At 67.9% G+C, this 21,353-nt stretch carries 21 protein-coding genes; 13 read left to right on the top strand and 8 right to left on the bottom strand.

From position 1 onward, the window contains the following. Nucleotides 1-60 precede the first annotated feature (60 nt). Genes CRJ03_RS18000 through cobD form a run of 3 tightly spaced genes read left to right on the top strand, consistent with a single transcriptional unit; the run spans nucleotide 61 to nucleotide 2,798 of the window. Nucleotides 61-879: a propanediol utilization protein gene (locus tag CRJ03_RS18000; RefSeq protein ID WP_240611716.1), complete on the top strand. Its 819-nt coding sequence runs from the start codon at nucleotides 61-63 to the stop codon at nucleotides 877-879. Further along, a complete protein-coding gene (cbiB, locus tag CRJ03_RS17995; RefSeq protein WP_104020251.1) occupies nucleotides 876-1,814 on the top strand; it encodes an adenosylcobinamide-phosphate synthase CbiB in 939 nt (312 codons plus the stop codon). Before CRJ03_RS18000 ends, cbiB begins: the two co-directional genes overlap by 4 nt. 6 nt (nucleotides 1,815-1,820) lie before the next feature. Continuing rightward, nucleotides 1,821-2,798 carry a threonine-phosphate decarboxylase CobD gene (cobD, locus tag CRJ03_RS17990; RefSeq protein WP_104020250.1) on the top strand — a complete coding sequence of 326 codons (978 nt, stop codon included), beginning with the start codon at nucleotides 1,821-1,823 and terminating at the stop codon, nucleotides 2,796-2,798. Between the two features lie 348 nt (nucleotides 2,799-3,146). Here cobD and CRJ03_RS17985 read toward each other — a convergent pair whose 3' ends face one another. Beyond that, nucleotides 3,147-3,917, bottom strand: a complete 771-nt coding sequence (locus tag CRJ03_RS17985) for a beta-keto acid cleavage family enzyme (protein WP_104020249.1) — start codon at nucleotides 3,915-3,917, stop codon at nucleotides 3,147-3,149. After that, nucleotides 3,914-5,236, bottom strand: a complete 1,323-nt coding sequence (locus CRJ03_RS17980) for an aspartate aminotransferase family protein (protein WP_104020248.1) — start codon at nucleotides 5,234-5,236, stop codon at nucleotides 3,914-3,916. The genes CRJ03_RS17985 and CRJ03_RS17980 overlap by 4 nt, the downstream gene beginning before the upstream one ends. 103 nt (nucleotides 5,237-5,339) lie before the next feature. On the opposite strand from CRJ03_RS17980, the gene CRJ03_RS17975 reads away from it, so the two are divergent. From CRJ03_RS17975 to CRJ03_RS17960, 4 genes are all read left to right on the top strand, one after another. Then, on the top strand, nucleotides 5,340-6,203 hold the full coding sequence (locus CRJ03_RS17975) for a MurR/RpiR family transcriptional regulator (protein ID WP_240611715.1): 864 nt from the start codon (nucleotides 5,340-5,342) through the stop codon (nucleotides 6,201-6,203). A 40-nt stretch (nucleotides 6,204-6,243) separates the two neighbouring features. Next, nucleotides 6,244-7,212 (top strand): TAXI family TRAP transporter solute-binding subunit, encoded by a 969-nt coding sequence (locus CRJ03_RS17970; protein WP_104020247.1) that lies wholly within the window; start codon nucleotides 6,244-6,246, stop codon nucleotides 7,210-7,212. 121 nt (nucleotides 7,213-7,333) lie between these two features. Continuing rightward, nucleotides 7,334-9,958 (top strand): TRAP transporter permease, encoded by a 2,625-nt coding sequence (locus CRJ03_RS17965; RefSeq protein ID WP_104020246.1) that lies wholly within the window; start codon nucleotides 7,334-7,336, stop codon nucleotides 9,956-9,958. Continuing rightward, nucleotides 9,955-10,386, top strand: a complete 432-nt coding sequence (locus CRJ03_RS17960) for a universal stress protein (protein WP_104020245.1) — start codon at nucleotides 9,955-9,957, stop codon at nucleotides 10,384-10,386. Before CRJ03_RS17965 ends, CRJ03_RS17960 begins: the two co-directional genes overlap by 4 nt. Nucleotides 10,387-10,723: 337 nt before the next feature. On the opposite strand, the gene CRJ03_RS17955 is transcribed toward CRJ03_RS17960, so the two are convergent. Further along, on the bottom strand, nucleotides 10,724-11,377 hold the full coding sequence (locus tag CRJ03_RS17955; RefSeq protein ID WP_104020244.1) for a peroxiredoxin: 654 nt from the start codon (nucleotides 11,375-11,377) through the stop codon (nucleotides 10,724-10,726). A 132-nt stretch (nucleotides 11,378-11,509) separates the two neighbouring features. On the opposite strand from CRJ03_RS17955, the gene CRJ03_RS17950 reads away from it, so the two are divergent. Genes CRJ03_RS17950 through CRJ03_RS17935 form a run of 4 tightly spaced genes read left to right on the top strand, consistent with a single transcriptional unit; the run spans nucleotide 11,510 to nucleotide 15,646 of the window. After that, nucleotides 11,510-12,952: an aldehyde dehydrogenase family protein gene (locus tag CRJ03_RS17950; protein ID WP_104020243.1), complete on the top strand. Its 1,443-nt coding sequence runs from the start codon at nucleotides 11,510-11,512 to the stop codon at nucleotides 12,950-12,952. 4 nt (nucleotides 12,953-12,956) lie between these two features. After that, nucleotides 12,957-13,712 (top strand): glycosyltransferase family 25 protein, encoded by a 756-nt coding sequence (locus CRJ03_RS17945; protein WP_104020242.1) that lies wholly within the window; start codon nucleotides 12,957-12,959, stop codon nucleotides 13,710-13,712. Beyond that, nucleotides 13,709-14,551, top strand: a complete 843-nt coding sequence (locus CRJ03_RS17940) for an alpha-1,2-fucosyltransferase (RefSeq protein ID WP_104020241.1) — start codon at nucleotides 13,709-13,711, stop codon at nucleotides 14,549-14,551. The genes CRJ03_RS17945 and CRJ03_RS17940 overlap by 4 nt, the downstream gene beginning before the upstream one ends. 48 nt (nucleotides 14,552-14,599) lie before the next feature. Further along, the gene (locus tag CRJ03_RS17935; protein WP_104020240.1) at nucleotides 14,600-15,646 is read left to right on the top strand and encodes a phosphotransferase; all 1,047 of its coding nucleotides are present in this window, start codon (nucleotides 14,600-14,602) and stop codon (nucleotides 15,644-15,646) included. 95 nt (nucleotides 15,647-15,741) lie between these two features. Here the strand turns inward: CRJ03_RS17935 and CRJ03_RS17930 are convergent, their stop codons facing one another. From CRJ03_RS17930 to CRJ03_RS17915, 4 genes are read right to left on the bottom strand one after another with little or no spacing between them, the layout of a single operon-like run. After that, entirely contained in the window at nucleotides 15,742-16,386 is a 645-nt protein-coding gene (locus CRJ03_RS17930) for an RluA family pseudouridine synthase (RefSeq protein WP_104020239.1), read from the bottom strand. Between the two features lie 43 nt (nucleotides 16,387-16,429). Continuing rightward, nucleotides 16,430-17,350 (bottom strand): alpha/beta fold hydrolase, encoded by a 921-nt coding sequence (locus tag CRJ03_RS17925; protein ID WP_104020238.1) that lies wholly within the window; start codon nucleotides 17,348-17,350, stop codon nucleotides 16,430-16,432. Next, entirely contained in the window at nucleotides 17,332-18,249 is a 918-nt protein-coding gene (locus CRJ03_RS17920; protein ID WP_104020237.1) for an ornithine cyclodeaminase family protein, read from the bottom strand. The genes CRJ03_RS17925 and CRJ03_RS17920 overlap by 19 nt, the downstream gene beginning before the upstream one ends. A 16-nt stretch (nucleotides 18,250-18,265) precedes the next feature. After that, nucleotides 18,266-19,234 (bottom strand): DMT family transporter, encoded by a 969-nt coding sequence (locus CRJ03_RS17915; RefSeq protein ID WP_104020236.1) that lies wholly within the window; start codon nucleotides 19,232-19,234, stop codon nucleotides 18,266-18,268. 87 nt (nucleotides 19,235-19,321) lie between these two features. On the opposite strand from CRJ03_RS17915, the gene CRJ03_RS17910 reads away from it, so the two are divergent. Next, on the top strand, nucleotides 19,322-20,173 hold the full coding sequence (locus CRJ03_RS17910; RefSeq protein WP_206018401.1) for a cyclic nucleotide-binding domain-containing protein: 852 nt from the start codon (nucleotides 19,322-19,324) through the stop codon (nucleotides 20,171-20,173). A gap of 30 nt (nucleotides 20,174-20,203) precedes the next feature. Here the strand turns inward: CRJ03_RS17910 and CRJ03_RS17905 are convergent, their stop codons facing one another. Next, on the bottom strand, nucleotides 20,204-20,659 hold the full coding sequence (locus tag CRJ03_RS17905) for a YaiI/YqxD family protein (protein WP_104020234.1): 456 nt from the start codon (nucleotides 20,657-20,659) through the stop codon (nucleotides 20,204-20,206). Nucleotides 20,660-20,776: 117 nt separating this feature from the next. Between CRJ03_RS17905 and CRJ03_RS17900 the strand changes: the two genes are divergently transcribed. Then, the gene (locus CRJ03_RS17900) at nucleotides 20,777-21,352 is read left to right on the top strand and encodes a carboxymuconolactone decarboxylase family protein (protein WP_165375352.1); all 576 of its coding nucleotides are present in this window, start codon (nucleotides 20,777-20,779) and stop codon (nucleotides 21,350-21,352) included. Nucleotide 21,353: the final 1 nt, after the last annotated feature.

Below are 21,353 nucleotides of genomic sequence, written 5' to 3'. Positions count from 1 at the left end.
CGGCCTCGACTTTTCGTCATCCCCGCGTGACAACACGACAGGATGACGGGAGCGGCAAAGATGGCTGACACAACGACCCCGATGGCCCGGCCCGCTACGCGCGTGCCGGGCCATTTCGGTGAATGGATACAGGGGCGGCTCGGCCCCGATGGACCGGTCGCGCTGGTGACGCTGGCCTGCCCGGCGCTGGCGGTGGCGGCACCGGGGCAGGGGCCGGGCATCGACCGTCTGTTCCCGCCCCGCGCCGTGGCCGGTTTCGCACGGGCGCTGGGCCTTGGCCCCGTCGCATGGCCGGGGCTCGACCCCGACATGCCGATGGGCGCGGGCGCCGGGGCCTCGACCGCCTGCCTCGTGGCGAGCGCGCGGGCGGCGGGATGGCAGGGCGACCCGCAGGCGCTGGCCCGCGCCTGCCTCGACGTCGAGGGCGCGACCGATCCGCTGATGCATCCCGCCCCGGACCGGATGCTCTGGGCCTCGCGCGAGGCGCGCAACCTCGAGGATCTCGCCCCGCCGCCTCGTTGCGAGATCGTGGGCGGCTATCTGGGCACGCCCCAACGCACCGACCCCGAAGATCATGACTTCCCCGATATCTCGGACCTCGTGTCGTTCTGGCGCGGGGCCGTGGCGCGCGATGATCTTGCGGCCGTGGCCGGGATCGCCACAGAATCCGCGCGGCGCTGCACCGCCCTGCGCGGCCCCGACGATCCGATCGACGCGCTGGCGCGCGACCTGGGCGCGCTGGGCCATGCGCGGGCGCATACCGGCACCGCGCGGGCGCTGATCTTCGCTCCGGGCAAGGTGCCGGACGCGGTGGCGGCGGCCCTGCGCGAGGCGGGGCTGTCGGGTGTATTCGGGTTTGCAACCGGCGGTGCGGAATGAGCTTTGCCGGAATGATGCTGGTCGGGCTGGCGCTCGACCTCGCATTTGGCTGGCCCGGTTGGCTCCATGCCCGGATCGAGCATCCGGTGACGTGGCTCGGCGCGGCGGTCGCGGCGCTCGAGGCGCGCTGGAATACCGGGGCACGCGACCGGCGGCTGATCGCCGGGGCGATCACCGCGCTGGCCGTGGTGGCGCTCGCCGCGCTCCCCGCGCTGGCGGTGCAGTGGTTGCTGCCCGCCGGACCCCTGGGCGCCGTTCTGGGTGGCGTGCTGGCCTGGCCGCTGATCGCGCTTCGGTCGATGCACGATCACGTCGCCGCCGTCGCCGCGCCGCTGGCGGCGGGCGACCTGCCCGGCGCGCGTGCGGCGGTGGCGATGATCGTGGGCCGCGACCCGGCCATGCTCGACGCGGCGGGCGTGGCCCGCGCCGGGATAGAGAGCCTTGCCGAGAATACCGGCGACGGGATCGTGGCCCCGGTTTTCTGGGGCGCTGTGGCGGGCTTGCCCGGCATCGCCGCCTACAAGGCCATCAACACGCTTGATTCGATGATTGGCCACCGCAACGACCGCTTTGATGCCTTTGGCAAGCTGGCCGCCCGCCTCGATGACGTTGCCAATTTCATCCCCGCACGGCTGACCGGGCTGCTTTTCGCGCTGGCCGCGCCGCGCCACGCCGCCCGCGCCCTGCGGGTGATGCTGCGCGATGCCCGCAACCACCGCTCGCCCAACGCGGGCTGGCCCGAGGCGGCGATGGCGGGCGCGCTGGGCGTGCGGCTCTCTGGGCCGCGTCGCTACGACACGCATGTCAGCGAAGAGCCGTGGCTCAACCCCGGCGCGCCCGATCCCGGGGCGGCGCGGATGCGCCGCGCGCTGACGCTCTATGCCCGCGCGATGACGCTTCTCGCGCTTGCACTTTTGGCCCTCTGGCTGGTCTAAGACGGCATGGACAACGCCCCCCGCGATCACGGCGGCGATCTCGACGCCGCGCAGCGCCGCTTCGGCGGCGACGCCGCCGATTGGCTCGACCTGTCGACGGGCATCAACCCGGTGCCCTACCCGCTGCCCGCGCTTCCGCCACGTGCCTTTGCCGTGCTGCCCACCCGTGCCGACATGGCCCGCCTGCGCGCGGCGGCGGCAGAGGCCTACGGCACCCGCGCCCACATCACCCCGCTGGCCGGCGCGCAGGCGGCGATCCAGGCGGTGCCACAACTCGTCGCGCCGGGCCGCGCCCGGGTGCTCGTGCCCACCTATAACGAGCACGCCGCCGCCCTGCGCGCCGGGGGCTGGACGGTGGACGAGGCGTTGAGCCTCGACGCCCTCGCCGGGGCCGATTGTGCCGTGGTGGTGAACCCCAACAACCCCGACGGCACCCGCCACGATCCCGACCGCCTGATGGCGCTTGCCGACCGGGTCAGGCTCCTGGTCGTGGACGAGAGCTTCGCCGATCCCGAACCGCGCCTGTCGCTCGCCCCGCGCCTGCACGACGGGCCGGAAAACATCCTCGTCCTGCGGTCCTTCGGCAAGTTCTACGGGTTGGCCGGTCTGCGTCTCGGCTTCGCCCTCTCGTCCCCGGAAATCGCCCGCCATCTCGCCGGGATGGCGGGGCCCTGGCCCGTTTCCGGCCCGGCAATCACGGTGGGGGCGCAGGCCCTCCGCGACACCGCGTGGCAGGCCGAAACCGCCGCCCGCCTCACCGGCGATGCCGCGCGGCTCGATGCACTTAGCCTCCGTGCGGGCTGGTCGCTCGTTGGCGGCACGCCGCTCTTTCGCACCTATGCCACCCCCGATGCGGTGGCGGCGCAAGAGCATCTCGCGCGCCATCGCATCTGGTCGCGCATCTTCCCCTATTCGCGGCACTGGCTGCGCCTCGGCCTCGCCGGGACAGCAGCGGAGTGGCAGCGCCTCGACACCGCCCTGTGAGGGGCGCGATTGGCCTGGAGCGGTCTTTCAGGTCTTGGTGCCAATGCGCGGATTCGAGGCGTGCTTGCACGCCGCCGCGCATCGCCGGGCCGCCCCCCGGCACGGCGATATGGCTGCAACCTGCGCACCGCTCAGGCCCTTTTAGGATTCGGCAGCCATAAAGCACGGCAGAACCACCGTCGGATCGCCGCGCCGCGGCCCGTCGATGCGCGGCTCACTGCAACATCCCTTCCAGCCCTTATGCCGACTGCCCCGATCCGGTGGAATGCACAAGCTCAGGTCCAGGCCGTCATCTGGCCGTTTCGCACCCAGAACCTGAACCCGCGTCCATCGCATCCCTTCGGCCGGTCACGGCGAGTCCAACCCGCAGGCCCCGACCACCGCCCGCACCCGTTCGGCATTGTCACGCGCCACCCGGCCATCTTCGTGCCACAGGCTGTTCTCGAACCCCACGCGCATCTTCCCCCCCGCCGCGTGCGCGGCGCGCAGGCACGCGGTCTCGGCCCGGCCAAAGGCGCAGGCGGCCCAGTCGACGGGCCCCTCCCGCGCCGCCAGCCGGTCGAGGAACGGGCCCAGGTCGCGCGCATCGCTCTCCTGCCCGGCGCTGTAGCGCCCCAGCACGAAGATCAGTTGCAATTCTGCGATATCGCGCAACCCCTCCGGCACCAGCCGCGTCAGCAGATCGAAATCCCCCGCGTCATAAAGGATATGCTGCACCGCGATGCCCCGCTCGGCGCAGGTGGCATAAAACCCCGGCGCCGCCCGCGCCTCCGCCGCCATCTCGCGCAACGCGACCGAAACCAGATCGGCCCCCGCCGCCAGCGCCACCGCCCGCTGATGGGGTGGCGCATAGGCGCCCGCCGCCTCGGTCGTGACCTGCACCGCCATCTCGGGCACCGCGTCGCGCAATTCGGCCAGCGCCTCGCGATAGGCCCCGGCGTCCAGCAGGTGCCGCCCCTCGGCGTCGCGCAGGTGCAGGTGTAGCCCGTCCGCCCCCGCCTCGTGGCACGTGCGCGCGGTTTCCACGATCTCGGGCAGGGTAACGGGCAGGGCCGGGTGGTCGGCCTTGCCGCGCCGCGCCCCGGTGGGCGCGACCATCAGCCGGGGCAGCACCCTCACGCCAGCGCCACCTCGAGCGCGGTGGCCAGCTTGTCGGTCAGCTCGCCCACCTGATCCTCGGTCAGGATAAAGGGCGGCGCGAGCAGCACGTGATCGCCACGCCGCCCATCAATCGTGCCGCCCATCGGGTAACAGATCAGCCCCGCCTCGAACGCCGCCGCCTTGATCCGCTTGTTGATCCCGCGCGCCGGGTCAAAGGGCGTCTTGCTCTCCCGGTCCTCGACCAGTTCCAGCCCGCGAAACATGCCGCGCCCGCGAATGTCGCCAATATGCGGATGCTGCCCGAACCGCTCGCGCAACGCCGCGCCCAGCACCTCGCCCATCCGCGCCGCGCGGTCGGTCATCCCGCCCGCCGTCAGCTTGCCGACCACGACATCGGCGGCGGCACAGGCGACGGGATGGCCGATATAGGTGTGGCCATGCTGGAAAAACCCCGATCCGCCCTCGATGGCGGCGTATATCTCGCCCGAACACAGCATCGCGCCGATCGGCTGATAGCCCGCGCCCAGCCCCTTGGCGATGGTCACGATATCGGGGCGCACGTCGTCCTGCTCGCAGGCAAACAGCGTGCCGGTCCGCCCCATCCCGCACATCACCTCGTCGAGGATCAGCAGGATGCCGTGCCGGTCGCAGATCTCGCGGATGCGCCGGAAATATCCCGGCACGGATGGCACCGCGCCCAGCGTCGCCCCCACCACCGGTTCGGCGACGAAGCCGATCACGTTCTCCGGCCCGACGCGGCGCAGTTCCGCCTCAAGCTCATCGGCTACGCGCAATCCATAGTCCTCGGGCGTCTCGCCATCCTCGCGCCCGCGATATTCATAGCAGGGCGCGATGTGCGAGGTCTCGACCATCAGCGGCGCAAACGGCTCGCGCCGCCACATGTTGCCGCCGGTGCCCAGCGCGCCCAGCGTGTTGCCGTGATAGCTCTGCCTGCGCGCGATGAACCGGGTGCGCGATGGCTCGCCCTTCTCCAGGAAATACTGCCGTGCGAGTTTCAGCGCCGCCTCCACCGCCTCGGACCCGCCCGAGACGAAATAGACCCGCTCGATCCCCTCCGGCGCGTGGGCGATCAAGCGGTCGGCCAGCCGCTCGGCAGGCTCGGACGTGAAGAACCCGGTATGGGCAAAGGCGATTCGGTCGGCCTGATCCTTGATCGCCTGTGTCACGTCCGGGTCGGAATGCCCGAGGCACGAGACCGCCGCGCCGCCCGATCCGTCGAGGTATCTCTTCCCCGATTCGTCGATGATATAAGCACCGTCGCCGCGTGCGGCGCGGGGCGGGCGGGCCTTGGTGTGGCGGGGAAAGACGTGGGTCATGGCGCGAGTCCTTGCTGGTTCGCACGAATGAAACAAATGAATCACATATTGACAAGGGGTGAAACAGATGGAACGAATAATCTAAAATTCAGGGAGGGACCGTTTGAACGCTTCGTTCGAACAGAGACTGTCGCGCAATTTCGACGGCCTCAGCGACAAGCTGCGGCAGGCGGGCGAATACGTGGCGGCCCATCCCGTCGATACCGCCACGCGGTCCCTGCGCACCGTCGCCAGTGACAGCGGCCTGGCCCCCGCCACGTTCTCGCGCTTCGCCCGCGCAATCGGCTACCAGAGCTTCGAGGACCTGCGCGAGGCGATGCGCGAAAAGATCGGCGCGCGCGTCAACAGCTTCGCCGAGCGCGCCGAGCGGTTGCAGGCGGCGCACGAGGCGGGAGAGACCGGCTTCTTCGAGGCGCATGTCAGCGCCTGCCAGAGCAATCTCGAATCGCTCCGGCGCGATATCGACCGCGCGCTTCTGGAACAGGCGGTGGACCGGCTTCACGGCGCGCGCAACGTGCTGGTGTTCGGCGCGCTGGGCTCCACGGGAATCGTCGAATATCTCGCCTACATGGCGCATTTCTGCACCGGTAAATGGACCATCGGTGGCCGGATGGGGGCCTCGCTCGGGGCCGCGCTCGCGGGGCTCGACGCGCGCGACGCGCTGCTCGTCATCACCAAGCCGCCATTCTCAACCCGCTCGATCGAGGCCGCTCATCTCGCGGCGGCGCAGGGCGCCTATGTCGTGGTCATCACTGACAGCCACGCCTGTCCAGCCCTGCGCCACGCCTCGGCGGGCTTTGTCGTGCCCTCCGACAGCCCGCATTTCTATTCCTCCTATGTGGCCACCCTCGTCCTCGCCGAAGCAATGGTCGGGATGCTGGTGAGCCGCGCAGGCCCGGCGGCGCGCGCGCGCATCGCCCGGGTCGAAGAGAGCAGCCGCCGCCTTGGCGAAACCTGGGACGGCTGATACGAAAACCCAACAACATCAGCAACAAAGGGAGATAATGATGTTTGCCAAGTTCAAATTCACCGTTGCGGGGGCCGCGCTCGCCGCGATGATGGCCCCGGCGGCAATGGCCGAGGAATTCATCACCATCGGCACCGGTGGCGTCACCGGCGTCTACTATCCCACGGGCGGCGCGATCTGCCGCCTCGTGAACAAGGGCCGCAAGGATCACGGCATCCGCTGCTCGGTCGAATCCACCGGCGGCTCGATCTACAACATCAAGACCATCCGCGCGGGTGAGCTTGAGTTCGGCGTGGCGCAGTCCGACTGGCAGTATCACGCCTTTCACGGCACCTCGCGCTTCGAGGAGGACGGCGCGTTCGAGGGTCTGCGCGCGGTGTTCTCGGTCCACCCCGAGCCGTTCACCGTGGTGGCCCGCGCCGATAGCGGCATCACCACCTTCGACGATCTCAAGGGCAAGCGCGTCAATATCGGCAACCCCGGCTCCGGTCAGCGTGGCACGATGGAAGTGCTGATGGACGCCAAGGGCTGGACCACCGACGATTTCGCGCTCGCGACCGAGCTCAAGGCCGCCGAGCAGTCTGCTGCTCTGTGCGACAACCAGATCGACGCGATGGTCTACACCGTCGGCCACCCCTCGGGCTCGATCCAGGAGGCAACCACGGCCTGCGACAGCGTGCTGGTCGAGGTCTCGGGTGACGCCGTCGACGGGCTCGTCAACGACAACCCCTACTACCGCACCGCCACCATCCCCGGCGGCATGTATCGCGGCAATGACGCCGACACGCAGACCTTCGGCGTCGGTGCCACCTTCGTCAGCTCCGATGCGGTCAGCGAGGACGCGGTCTACACGGTCGTGAAATCGGTGTTCGAGAACTTCGACGATTTCCGCGGCCTGCACCCCGCCTTCGCCAATCTCGACCCGCAGGAAATGGCGACCGCCGGTCTTTCCGCTCCGCTGCACGCGGGCGCGGCCAAGTATTACAAGGAACAGGGCTGGATCGAATAACGACTCCACCCACACGGCAAGGGCGGCACGCTGCCCTTGCCTTTTTCGTTCGTGTCATTCCACTATCAAGCGATAATCAACGACCGCGCCCCGATCGCGGCGTGTCAGGGAGACGGGACATATGGCCGAGGACAGGCAGGGCAAGGGCCCGCTCAGCGAGGGCGAACTCCAGGAAATGGTCGCCTCCAGCGATGGCGGCGCGCGCAACCCCACGGGCGCGGTGGCGATGCTCATCGCGGTGGTGGCCGTGGTCTGGTCGCTCTACCAGGTGCTGCTGGCCTCGCCGCTGGCCAATTACGTCCTGCCCGGCGACCTGATCAACAACTCGCGCCAGATCCACCTCGCCTTCGCGATTTTCCTGGCGTTCATGGCCTACCCGATGCTGAATTCCAGCCCGCGCCGCTACGTGCCTATCTATGACTGGGTGCTGGGCCTCGCAGGGACATTCTTCGCGCTCTACGGCTATTTCTTCTACGAAAAGATCGTCAACAACGGCGGGCTGGCCGACCACACAGATAAATGGGCCGCGCTCGCCGGTCTCATCATCCTGTTCGAGGGCGCGCGCCGCGCGCTCGGCCCGGCGATGGCGATCATCGCCACGATTTTCCTTGGCTATGTCTTCTTCGGGGCCTCCGACTGGATACCCGAGGTCATCCGCTGGAAGGGCGCCAGCCTGCAAAAGGCGATGAGCCACATGTGGATCACGTCAGAGGGCGTGTTCGGTATCGCATTGGGCGTCTCGGCCAAGTTCGTCTTTCTCTTCGTCCTGTTCGGTGCGCTCTTGGACAAGGCGGGCGCCGGCAACTACTTCATCAAGATGGCCTTCGGTGCGCTCGGCCACCTGCGCGGCGGCCCGGCCAAGGCCGCCGTGGTGGGCTCTGCCGCCACCGGCCTCATCTCCGGCTCCTCCATCGCCAACGTGGTCACCACCGGCACCTTCACCATTCCGCTGATGAAACGCGTGGGCTTCACCTCCGAAAAGGCGGGCGCGGTCGAGGTGGCAAGCTCGGTCAACGGCCAGATCATGCCCCCGGTTATGGGCGCGGCGGCCTTCCTCATGGTTGAATACGTGGGCATTTCCTATGTCGAGGTGATCACCCACGCCTTCCTGCCCGCCACGATCAGCTATATCGCGCTCGTCTACATCGTCCATCTCGAGGCGGTGAAACAGAACATGCCCACTTTGGGCGACCGCGTGGTCAGCCTCGGGCGCACGATCGGCGGCATGTTCGTCTTTTTCGCGGGCTTCGCGGGGCTGTGCTACGGGGTGCAATACCCGGTTGGCTGGATCGTGGCGATGGTGCCCGAGGGCTCGGGCCTGGTCCTGTCGGGTCTGCTGATCCTCGCCTATCTGGCCCTTCTGTGGCTGGCGTCGGGCGTGCCGGATCTGGAACCGGACGATCCCAATTCAGAAGACGTGCGCCTGCCCGTGGTGGGCGAGATCTACAAGGCCGGGCTCTACTTCCTGCTGCCCATCGTGGTGCTGGTCTACTTCCTGATGATCGAACAGAAATCGCCCGGCCTCTCGGCGTTCTGGGCGACGTCGCTGCTGTTCGTGATCCTGCTGACGCAGCGCCCGTTAAAGGCGATCTTTCGCGGCCAAAGCGATACCGCCAACGCCATGCGCGCCGGGCTTCAGGATCTGCTCGACGGGCTGATCGCGGGCGCGCGCAACATGATCGGCATCGGTCTTGCCACCGCCACGGCGGGGGTGATCGTGGGCACCGTGACGCTGACCGGGGTGGGGCAGGTGATGGCCGACCTGGTCGAGTTCGTCTCGGGCGGCAACCTCGTGCTGATGTTGATCTTCGTGGGGCTTCTCAGCCTGATCCTCGGGATGGGCTTGCCGACCACGGCCAACTACATCGTGGTGTCGTCGCTGATGGCCGGGGTCGTGGTCGAGCTTGGCGCGCAATCTGGGCTGATCGTGCCGCTGATCGCGGTGCACCTCTTCGTGTTCTATTTCGGCATCATGGCCGACGTGACGCCGCCGGTGGGGCTGGCCAGCTTTGCCGCCGCCGCCGTCTCGGGCGGCGACGCGATCCGCACCGGCTTCACCGCCTTCTTCTACAGCTTGCGTACCGTGGCGCTGCCCTTCGTGTTCATCTTCAACACCAACCTCCTGCTGATCGACGTGACGCTGACGCAAGGCATCATCACCTTCATCGTGGCCTCGATCGCGATCCTCGTCTTTACCGCCGGCACGATGGGCTGGTTCCTCACCAAGAGCCGCATTTACGAGAGCGTGGCGCTGGTTCTGGTTGCCTTCGCGCTGTTCCGGCCCGACTATTTCATGAACCGCATCCAGCCCCCCTTCGAGATGGTCGAGCCCGCCAATCTCGAACAGGCGCTCGGGCGGGCCACGCCGGGGCAGGATCTCCGCTTGGTCGTCTCCGGCCCCGATTTCATCAGCGGCGAGCCCAAGGAGACGACCCTCGTGCTGTCGGTGACCGAGGACAAGGACGGCGCGGCGCTGTTGCAGGAGTATGGCCTTACCCTCATCCCCGAGGGTGACCGCGTTCTGCTCGAAGAGCCGATGTTCGGCACGCCCTTCTCCGAGACGATGCAGGGCTATGATTTCTACGGCGACGAACCGGTGACCGTCACCAGCGCCAAGGCACCGGTAGATCAATGGCCGCAGGAACTTCTGTTCATCCCCGCCTTCCTTCTGCTGGGGCTGATCGTGCTGCTGCAGCGCGCCCGCATGGAGCGCGAGCCGAACACCAAGGAAGGAGTCACCGCATGACCGGTCCCGTTCTCTGCGCCGTCGATGTCAGCAACCCGCATCGCGACGATCACGTGCTGCGCATGGCGGCGCGGCTTGCCGCCCTCGACGACGCGCAGCTCGACGTGATCACCGTGGTCCCCGACTACGGGATGAGCGTGGTCGGCACCTATTTCGACAAGGGTCACCATCCACGTATCGAGGAAGATGCGCTGCAGCGGCTCCACGACCTCGTGGCAGAGGTTCTCGGACCCGAGGCCAACGAAAAGGTCCGTCACGTCGTGGTGACCGGCAACGCCTACGAGGAAATCCTGCGCGTGGCGCGGGCGGATGGCGCGGCCCTGATTGTGATCGGCGCGCACAAACCAGATTTCCGCGACTTCCTGCTCGGCCCCAACGCCGCGCGCGTGGTGCGCCACGCCGATTGCTCGGTGATGGTGGTGCGGTAGGGGGCTTGCCGCAGGACCGTTTGTGGCCTGGAGCGGACGTTTGGGATTTGGTCCCGGCGCGGATTCAAGGGCGAAGCCCGCCGCGCCATCGCATGTCCGCCCCCCGGACAGGCGATATGGTTAAGCCAGCGCGCCGATTAAATCTTTTGCGGGAAAGCAGAAATAAAGCGCACTGAAAAACTGTCGGATCGCCTGCCCGCGGACATGCGATGGCGCGGCTCAGCGCTTGAGGCTCAACGTCCCCTCCAAGCCAAACTCGCCCCCCCACCAAGGTTCATTCCTTGGTGATGGTCGTGCGATAAGGAGAGAGGGGCCGGTCGCCCGGCCCCCTAAGCCCTCAGCCCGGCAGTTTCACCCGCCGCAGATAGGGCAGATCGGCATCGAAATCGCCGAATTTCTCCCGCGCCGCCGCGTCATCGACCGAGGGTGGCACGATCACGTCCTGCCCGACGGTCCAGTCGGCAGGCGTGGCCACACCATGCTTCACCGTGGTCTGAAGCGCGTCCAGCGCGCGCAGCACCTCGGCGAAATTGCGGCCCACGGTCATCGGGTAGGTCATCATCAGCTTTACCTGCTTGTCCGGTGCGATGATGAACACGCTGCGCACCGTGGCGCTGTCGGCGGGGGTGCGCCCCTCGGGCAGATAGGCCTCGGCGGGCAGCATCCCGAACGCCTTGGATACCTCCAGCCCGGCATCGGCGATGATCGGGAATTCCGGTGCTGCGCGTCCGACCTTCTCGATATCGGCCTTCCACTTGCGATGGTCCTCGGCGCTGTCCACCGAGACGCCGATCACCTTGCAGCCGCGTTTCTCCCACTCGTCGGCAAGCTGCGCGACAGCGCCGAACTCGGTGGTGCAAACGGGCGTAAAGTCCTTGGGATGCGAGAACAGGATCGCCCAGTCATCGCCGATCCAGTCATGCAGTGAAAAGCGGCCGAGATCGGTCTCGACGGTGAGGTCGGGGATGGTATCGTTGATGCGCAAACTCATGGTGATCTCCTTTCGTGATCTTCGCGGCGGCGTATGGCGGGGTCTGATCAAACGCCGCCCAACCCGGTCGATACGGGCTTGTAGCCCGCCGGTGGCCCTGACAGAGTGTCGTTAAATTCACGGAGGTCAACCATGATCGAGAAACGCCAGTTCTATATCGACGGGGCATGGGTGGAGGCGCGCGAGGGCCGCGATCACCCGGTAATCGACCCCTCGACCGAAGAACCCTGCGCGGTGATCGCGCTTGGCGGACAGGCCGATACAGACGCTGCCGTCGCCGCTGCGCGCGCCGCCTTTCCGGCATGGATGGCCACCCCGCCCGCCGAGCGCATCGCCCATGTCGAGAAGATCCTCGAGATCTACGAGACCCGCGCCGAGGACCTTGCACAGGCGATCAGCATGGAAATGGGCGCGCCCATCGACATGGCCCGCTCCAGCCAGGTGCCTGCCGGAAGCTGGCACACCGCCAATTTCCTCAAGGCCGCGCGCGAATTCGCCTTTGACGCGCCCTTGGGCGACCACGCCCCGAACGACCGCATCATCCACGAGCCGGTGGGCGTCGTGGGCATGATCACGCCCTGGAACTGGCCGATGAACCAGATCACGCTCAAGGTGATCGCCGCGTTGGTGGCGGGCTGCACGATGGTGCTCAAACCTTCCGAAGAGTCCCCGCTCGACGCCCTGATCTTCGCCGAGATCATCGACGCGGCGGGCCTGCCCAGGGGCGTGTTCAACCTCGTCAACGGCGACGGCGCGGGGGTGGGCAGCCAGCTCTCGGCGCACGCGGACGTCGATATGATCTCCTTCACCGGCTCGGCGCGCGCCGGGCGGCTCATCTCCAGATCCGCCGCCGACACGCTCAAGCGTGTCAGCCTGGAACTGGGCGGCAAGGGCGCCAACCTGATCTTCGACGATGCCGATGAAAAGGCGGTCAAGCGCGGCGTGCTGCACTGCATGAACAACACCGGCCAGTCCTGCAACGCCCCCACGCGCATGCTGGTACAGCGCGACCGCTACGACCGCACCGTGCAAGAGGCCGCAGCCATCGCCGGGTCGCTAAAGGTCGGCCCCGCGTCCGAGCCGGGCCGCCACATCGGACCGGTGGTCAACGCCACGCAGTTCCAGAAGGTGCAGGATCTGATTCAGACCGGCATCGACGAGGGCGCGCGGCTGGTGGCGGGCGGCACCGGGCGGCCCGAGGGCTTCAACAAGGGGTTCTACGTGCGCCCCACCGTCTTTGCCGACGTGACCAACGACATGACCATCGCGCAGGAGGAAATCTTTGGCCCGGTCCTGTCGATCATCCCCTTCGACACCGAGGAAGAGGGCATCGCGATCGCCAATGACACGCCCTATGGCCTGACCAACTATGTCCAGACCGGCGATCCGGCGCGCGCCAACCGGCTTGCGCGTGCCTTGCGCTCCGGCATGGTCGAGATGAATGGCAAGTCGCGCGGTGCCGGCGCACCTTTCGGAGGAATGAAGCAGTCGGGCCACGGGCGCGAAGGCGGCAAATGGGGCATCGAGGATTTCCTCGAGGTCAAGGCCGTGTCGGGCTGGACGCCCGGCGTCTGAGACGGTGAGCGAGCACGCCTTTGTCCTCCATCTCGTGCGCGCCTCGGCGCGTCGCGAGAACGCGCAGGCGCTGCTCGCGGGCTGCGGAATGACGGGTGAGGTCTGGGCCGCCGTGGACGGGCGCGCCATGTCCTCGACCGACCTCGCGGCCTGTGTCGGCGCGCGGCTCTTCGCACCCGTCTACCCGTTCGGGCTCAAGACCGGAGAGATCGGCTGCTTTCTCAGCCACCGGCAGATATGGGCCGAGATCGTGCGCCGTGATCTCGATCACGCGTTCATCATCGAGGACGACGCCGAGATCGCACCCGAGCCCTATGCCGCCGCGCTGGCGCTGGCGCGCGATCATGTGGCCGAACTGGGCTATATACAATTCCAGACGCGCCCGTCGCATGGCCCGGCCACCGTGGTGGACACCAATGGCCCGGCGACGCTTTCGGTGCCACGCATGGCCGGGCTGCGCACCACCGCGCAGATGGTGAGCCGGGCGGCCGCCGAGCGGCTCCTGCATCTCTCCGAGGCGTTCGACCGGCCCGTGGATACCTTTGTTCAGAGCCATTGGCACACCAGGATACGTCCTGCCGCGATCTACCCTTCGGGCATCACCGATATCGCCGACCGGCTCGATGGCTCGACCATACAGGGTGGCGTGCGCACGCCGTTCGAACAGGTCGGACGGGAATGGGCGCGGCTGCGCTATCGCTGGGCGGTGATGCAGGCGTCGCGGCACAGCCCCGCCCCGGCGCAGGGCGGCCTTGCATGATCGTGGCGCGGTTGTTCGGGGGCTTGGGCAACCAGCTTTTCCAGTATGCCGCCGGGCGCGCGCTCGCCGACCATCTTGGCTGCGGGCTGGCGCTAGATCCCCGTTATCTCGGCAACGCCAGGGCCTGCGGAATGGGTCATTTCGCGCAGGCCCGTTACCTCTCCGACGTCCCCTTGCCACCTGCCAAATCCGACGGGCTGCTGCGCTACGGGTTCTGGCGGCTCTTCGGGCGCGATCCGCGCTTTCACCGCGAGCGCGGGCTCGGCTTTGATCCGGATTTCTTCGACCTGCCCGACGGCACCTACCTGCACGGTTACTGGCAGTCCGAACGCTTTTTCGCCGCCATCGCCGACCGGCTGCGCGACGACCTTGCCTTCACCACCCCGCTCGACCCCGCCAATGCCGACATGGCGGCGCGGATCGACGCCGCACCCTGTGCCGTCTCGATGCACGTCCGGCGCGGCGATTACCTCGCCTCGGGCAGCTACGCCGCCTGCCCGCCGGATTATTACCGGCAGGCCATCGACCGGCTGACCGGCGATCTCGGAACCCCGCTCACCTGCTTCGTCTTTTCCAACGATCCCGACTGGGCGCGCGACAACCTCGACCTCGGGGCCGAACAGGTGGTGGTGGACATCAACGACGAGACGCGCGGCGCGTTCGACATGCACCTGATGTCGCGCTGCGCGCATCACGTCATCGCCAATTCCACCTTTTCGTGGTGGGGGGCGTGGCTCGATCCGGGGCCGGACAAGCGGGTGATCGCACCGGCCACCTGGTTCGGCACGACCAAGCTGTCGAATCCGGACCTGATCCCCGATTGCTGGGCACGGCTCTGATGCGTGCGGGGCTTTCCCCGGCGCGCGAAACCAACTAGACCCGGCGCCATGACGCCTTCGCCAGACCTCTCCGCCGCGCGCTTCCTGCCAGAGACCGTGCACAAGCGCGATGTTTTCTCCGAGACGGTGTCGGGCCATCTCGACGGGGTGGCGGATTTCCCGGTCGTGCTGCGCAAGCTCGACGGCGTGCCGTTTTGGGCGCGCCCCGTCGCATGGTGGCTGGCGCGCAAGGAGGCGAGCGCGCTCCGCGCGGTGGCAGGGATCGAAGGCTGCCCGCTGCTCATCCGCGCCGATCGTACCGGGCTGCTCAGAAGCTGGACACGCGGCACGCCGCTGCACCTCGCCCGGCCCGCCGACGCCGCGTGGTATCGCGACGCCCGCCGCCTCCTGCGCGAGATGCGGCGCCGGGGTGTCACCCATAACGACATCGCCAAGCCGCAGAACTGGCTGATGACACCCGAGGGCCGCGCGGCGGTGATCGACTTTCAGCTTGCCTCGCTCCACCCCCGGCACGGGCCGCTCTTTCGCCTCATGGCGCGCGAGGACCTGCGCCACCTGCTCAAGCAAAAGCGCGCCTACGCCCCCGGCCTGCTCACGCCGTCCGAATACCGGATGCTCGCGCAAAAGGCATGGCCTTCACGGGTCTGGATGGCGACCGGCAAACGGGCCTACAATCTTGTCACAAGGCGGCTGATGCACTGGTCCGACGGCGAGGGCACCGAGGACCGGGTGGACCGTGACGGCCCCGGCTTGCGCGCGGCGCTCATGGCCGACGCGGACGTGCGCGAGGTGGCGCTGTGCACCTATGCGCTGCCCGCGCACGGGGTGGGGCTCTACGCCTTTGTCGAGACCGGGCTTGACGCCGCCGCCCTCCGCCGCCTCGCCCCCGCGCCACAACCCGAACTGGTTCAGCCGGTGACCGCGCTGCCCCGGCACGCCGACGGCACCCCGCGCCTCGACGCGCTCAACCTGATCGCCACCAATCGGCTGGACGAGTTGGCCGAGATGATGGCGCGCGAGCCCGACCTCGCAGAGACCCTGCGCCCGATCATCGCGGGGCGGCTGAACCTCACGGACCGTGTGCTGAAGCGATAGCTTGCGGCGGGCGAGTGCCTCGGCGGTCTTTCCCCGGCGGCACCGACGCAATACCGACGAAATACCGACAGGGTACAGCCCCCGGTTTCACGGCCTCAGAACGGCGCCTTTGCGCGGAACTTTACCCCCGCCCCGCCATCCGGATGGCGCAGCCGCAACTCCTCGGAATGCAGCATCAGCCGCGGATAATCCCGCGCCTTTCCCGTGGCATAGAGCGGATCGCCCAGGATCGGGTGCCCCAGGCTCAGCATGTGCACGCGCAACTGATGGCTGCGCCCCGTCCGCGGCATCAGCCGCACCCGGCTCTCGCCGTCCCCCTGCCGCAGCACCCGCCACTCCGTCACCGCCCCCCGCCCCGTCTCGTGGCACACCTTCTGGCGGGGGCGGTTGGGCCAGTCCACGGCGATGGGCAGATCGACCGTGCCCGTCTTGGGCGACAATTGCCCAAGTACCCGTGCCACATAGGTTTTCTTCACCTGACGCTTCTCGAATTGCAGCCCCAGGTGCCGCTGCGCATGGGGGCTCAGGCCAAAGACCATCACGCCCGATGTGTCCCGGTCCAGCCGGTGCACCAAGAGCGCGGTGGGAAACACCTCCTGCACCCGTGAGAGCAGGCAATCGGCGAGATCCGCGCCCTTGCCCGGCACGCTGAGCAGGCCCGCGGGCTTGTTGACGACGAGCAATTCGTGGTCGTCGTGCAGGATGTCGAGTGGCGTGTCGGGCGGGTGATAATCGGACATGGGGCGCGGCATATACCAACGCGCGCCCGGGCACCACCGCCCGTCACTCCATGATCACGGCCAGCACCCGGTCGGTATGAGTATAGGTCAGCCCGTGCCCCGCACCCTCGATAACATACTGATATGCATCTGGATTTATCTCCACCAGCCGTGCCTTTCGCGACAGCGGGATCACCCGATCCTCGGCCCCCCAGACCGCCCGCACCGGCACGCCACTGCGCGCGATCGCGGCGTGGGTCGCGTCCTGCGCCTCGGCCAGTATCCCCGCGACCGACCGCGCCACCGCCGGAATGAACCCACGCCAGCGCAGTTCCGCCTGTTGCCGGTCCACGATCCCCGGCACCGTTGTGGGCAGCCCTCGCTCGGCCTCGCAGCCCCGGCGAAAGCTCATCGGAAAGACCGCGAGCATCAGCCACCGCCCCACCACGCCGCCCCGCGCCACCAGCCGCGCCACCGGCCCCAGATCATGTCCCAGCCCGGCGGGTGCGATCAGCACCAGCTCGCGTAGCCGGTCAGGATGTCGCGCGGAAAAAGCGGCGGCGATGGCCCCGCCCATCGAATAGCCGACGAGCGTCACCGGCCCTTCAACCCCTTGATCGGCCAGCAATTCCTCCAGTTGCGCCACGAAGAAATCCCGATCCTGCGCGCCGCCGGGCCGGTCGGAATAGCCGCGCCCATAGAGATCGTAGGTCAGCACCCGTTGCCCCGCATCGACAAGCCCCGGCACCAGCCCCTCCCAGACGAACGAGGGCGTGGTCAGCCCGTGCACGCAGACCGTCACCGGCCCGCCCTCCGGCCCGTGCCAGCGGTAATGCGTCCGCCCGCGCGACAGCGTGGCGAACGCCCCCGGCGCGTTGTCCCGCACCCTGTCGATCCGGGGTCGGGCCACCTCGCGCAGAACCGGCGCGACCCCCGCCAGCGCCCCGAGCGCCAGCGTGACCCAGATCACCGCGCCGATTGCCATGCGTCGAGGATGTAGCGGCTGGTCATCAGGTCCAGATGCGCGCCGCCGCCGTTCTTGAACAGCGTGATCTCGTCATTGGAGAGGCGCTGAAACGCGCGCGGATCGTAGAAATCGGCAACGATGTCATCGCGGCTGATGGTCCCCGCCGAGAGCGGGATTTCGATCTCTCCGATATGGCCCACGGTGGTGTCGATGCTGTCCACGAACAGGCGCGCACGGCACAGCGCTTCGTCGTCGGCCTCGCGCATGTCGGGGCGGTAGGCACCGATGAGGTCGATATGCTGGCCCGGTTGCAGCCACTCGCCCTTGAGGACCGGCTCGGTGCTCATGGTGGCCGAGGTGACAATATCGGCGGCGCGCACGGCCTGTTCCAGATCGTCCGCCACCGCGATGCCGCCGCATGTTTCGGCCATCTCCTCGGCGCGCGCGCGGGTGCGGTTCCACACGGTGAACTCCGCGTCGGGAAAGGCGGCGCGATAGGCCTGCCACAGCGAATGCGCGACCGTGCCCGCGCCGACGATCAGGATGCGCCGGCTGTCGGACCGCGCCAGCCGTGTGGCGGCATAGAGGCTGTCACCAGCGGTCTTCCACTTGGTGACGAGGTGGAAATCCACGATCGCGGCAAGCGTGCCGGTGGCGTCGTCATAGAGGTTGACGCCGCCATTGATCGTGGGCAGGTCGCGCGCCGCATTGCCCGGAAAGATGGTGGCCGACTTGACGGCAAGGCCCAGTCCGTCGATCCATGCGGCCCGGTTCAGCAGCGTGTCGTCGCCGCGATAGAGAAAGCTGTCGGCGATCTCGGCGCGGGGGCGGTCGTGGCCTGCCTGAAACGCGGCGCACAGGCTCAGCCAGTCGAGCGCGCGCTCGCCCTCTTCGAAGGGAATGATGGTGGGGGGCATGGCGTGTCTCCTTTGCTCAGCGGCGATAGGTCGGGGCGCGGCGGGCCACCTGCGCGTCGCGCACCGTCTCGCGCCACAGCAGGTAGAGACCCGATCCGACGATGAGCGCGATGCCGATCCACGCGGTCGCGTCCGGCCATGTGCCAAAGACCGTCACGCCCCAGAATATCGCCATCGGCATGGCGACATATTCGAACGGTGCGGCAAAGGCGGCCTCCGACAGGCGATAGGCCTGGCTGATGAACAGCCCGCCGAAAAGCCCCGAGACCCCCAGCACCGCGAGGATGGGGTAATCGCCCGTGGCAGGCCACTCCCACCCGCGAAACAGGAATTCCAGCGACGGGTGGCCTGACCCGGCGAACCGCCCGTCGCCGATGGCGAGGCCAATGAGCGTGCTGGCGACGAGGAAGGTGATCTGGATATAGGCGGCCATGGTCGCGGCGCTTTCCGTGCCGCCGATCCGGCGGGTAAGCATGTGCAGCGTGGCATAGAGAAACGCCGCTGCGATGGGCAGCAGCGAGGCCGCCTGAAACGCCGCGGTGCCAGGCTTGACGATGATCAGTACGCCGACGAATCCCACCGCGATCGCAGCCCAGCGGCGCGGCCCCACGGTCTCGTGCAGGAAGACCACGGAGAATACCGTGATGACCAGCGGCGAGACGAAGAAGATCGCCGTGGCGTCCGCGATGGGCAGCGCCGCGAGGCCGAGGAACAGGCACATGTTGGCCGCCACCACGCACAGCCCGCGCACGAGGTGGATCACCGGGCGGCGCGTGCGCAGCACCGTGAGCCCGCCCGCGAATGGCATGACGAGGCAGGTGAACACCACGAGCGCCACCAGCGCCCGGATGAACACCACCTGGTGCAGCGCGTAACCGCCCGAGAGGAACTTGATCCCCACATCGTTGACCGAAAAGCACGTAACCGCCGCCAAGGCATAGGCGGCGCCGGTCAGGTTCGCGCGCTGAACGGTCGCGGTGGTCATGAATATCCAAGGCTTGCCGACTGTCCCCGATACATGAGCGGACCGCCCGCGCATTGTAAACCCCCGGGCCGTCCACATCGTTACCCGGTGGGGCAAGAGATGCGCGCCCGGACATCCTGCCGGCGCGGCAACGCGATCCATCCGGTAGTCGTGCACCGGCGATTGCCCCGAGGCGGCGTCAAACCCTTGTTAAGCGGGCAGGATCAGGCCATGGTGCGACAGTTTGGTGAGCAAGATGGAGCATGTTGGCGGCAGAGGGAGGTGATCATGTTCGGGGAGGGCGGCTGGTTTTCTGGCGAGCAATTGGTGCTGCTCGGTGCGGTCGTCCAGACGATGGCCATGCTGTTTCGCCACCAGATCATCCTTCGCGTCACCTTCATCACGGGTTCCGCGATCTATATCGCTTTCTATCTTCTGGTTTTGCCCACCCCCCTCTGGGAGGCCGCGTTCGCAAGCCTCGCCATGGCCACAGCCACATTCTACGGGCTCGTGGTCCTTCTGGTCAGCCGGTCGAAGCTCATCATTCCCGGCAGCCTGATGGACCTGTACCACACGATGGGTGGCATGGAGCCGGGCGAGTTCCGGTCGCTGATGCGCTCATCCACGCGGCGGGTGGTCGAGACGACAGAGACGTTGACGCAAGAAGGCGAGGTGCCGGACAGGCTCTACTTCATTGAATCGGGCAGCATGTGGGCGGAGAAGAATTCGCAAGAGTTCACCCTTCCCCCGGAGGTGTTCATCGGCGAGGTCGCCTTCCTGACCGGCAAGCCGGCCTCTGCAACGGTGCGGGTGGCCCCGGGCGCGCGTCTTGTGGAATGGGACGCAGCCACCCTGAAACGCCGTGTCCAGCGCAATTCGCGGGTGCGTCTCGCACTCGAAGCCCGGATCGCCGAGGACCTGGCGGGCAAGGTCACCCGAGCGGTCAATTCAGAGACGTAACCCCGATTTCCGCGTCCGTGCCACCAACCCTCACTCCCCGGCGCGTCCGGCGCTGCGCACCGCCCGCTCCAGCGCGTCGAGGAACCGCGACCGGTCCGCCTTGGTGAATCCCTTGCCGCCGCCCTGCCGGAACGGATCGGCGGCGCGCAGGTCGGCCATCAGGTCGCGCGTCGCCAGCACGTTGCCGATATTGGCCCGCGTCAGCGCCTCGCCATTGTGCTTGAGGACAATCGCCCCCGCCTCCACGCATTTCGCCGCCAGCGGGATGTCTCCGGTCACCACGACGTCGCCCGGCCCGGAGCGCTCGGCGATCCACATGTCGGCCACGTCCGGGCCATCCGGCACGATCACCGTCTCCACCAGCGGGTTGCGTGACGGCCGCAGCCCGCCATTGGACACGAGAAACATCCGCAGCCCGTGCCGCGTGGCCACCCGCTCCGCCTCGTCCTTGACCGGGCAGGCGTCTGCGTCGATGTAGATGGGCATGGACAGTCTCCTCGTCTCGGGCCGATGGATCACATCCGCGCCAGCTATCGGTCGAGCCATACAAATTCCCCGCGGCGCGGTCTATGACTGCGGTCAGACATGACGCAAGGAGACCCCATGCCCTTCCTCCCCAGCCTCCCCGATCCCGCGCATCTGAGCGATCTCTACGCGCGGTTCCCCGACAACGTGCAGCCGCTCATGGTCTATACCGATGGCCTCCTGCGCGGCGAGGGCGAGCTGAGCATCGGCGAGCGCGAACTCATCGCCACCTATGTCTCGGCGCTCAACGCCTGCACGTTCTGCGCGGGCGCGCACCGGGCCTATGCCGAGGTGTTCGGCATCGACGCGGGCCTTATCGACGCGCTGATCGCCGATCCCGCCACCGCGCCGGTGGACGAGAAGTTGCGCCCCGTGCTTGCCTACGTGGCCAAGCTCAATACCCTGCCGAGCAGGCTGGTCGCGCGCGACGCGCAAGCCGTCTATGACGCTGGCTGGTCCGAGACCGCGCTCTACGAGGCGGTGCAGGTCTGCGCGCTCTTCAACATGATGAACCGGATCATCGAGGGCACCGGCATCAATTTCGACTATGCGAAGACCCCCGAGGGCCACCACGCCACCGGCACCACCCCCGAGGAACAGGCCGACAGCTACAGCCGCTTCGGCGAGATGGTCGCGGCGATGGCGAAAGGCTGAG

Source organism: Roseovarius nitratireducens (assembly GCF_002925845.1).
Taxonomy (GTDB): Bacteria; Pseudomonadota; Alphaproteobacteria; order Rhodobacterales; family Rhodobacteraceae; genus Roseovarius; species Roseovarius nitratireducens.
The sequence above is the reverse complement of the archived record's forward strand: the minus strand, read 5'-3'. Positions and strand labels throughout refer to the sequence as shown.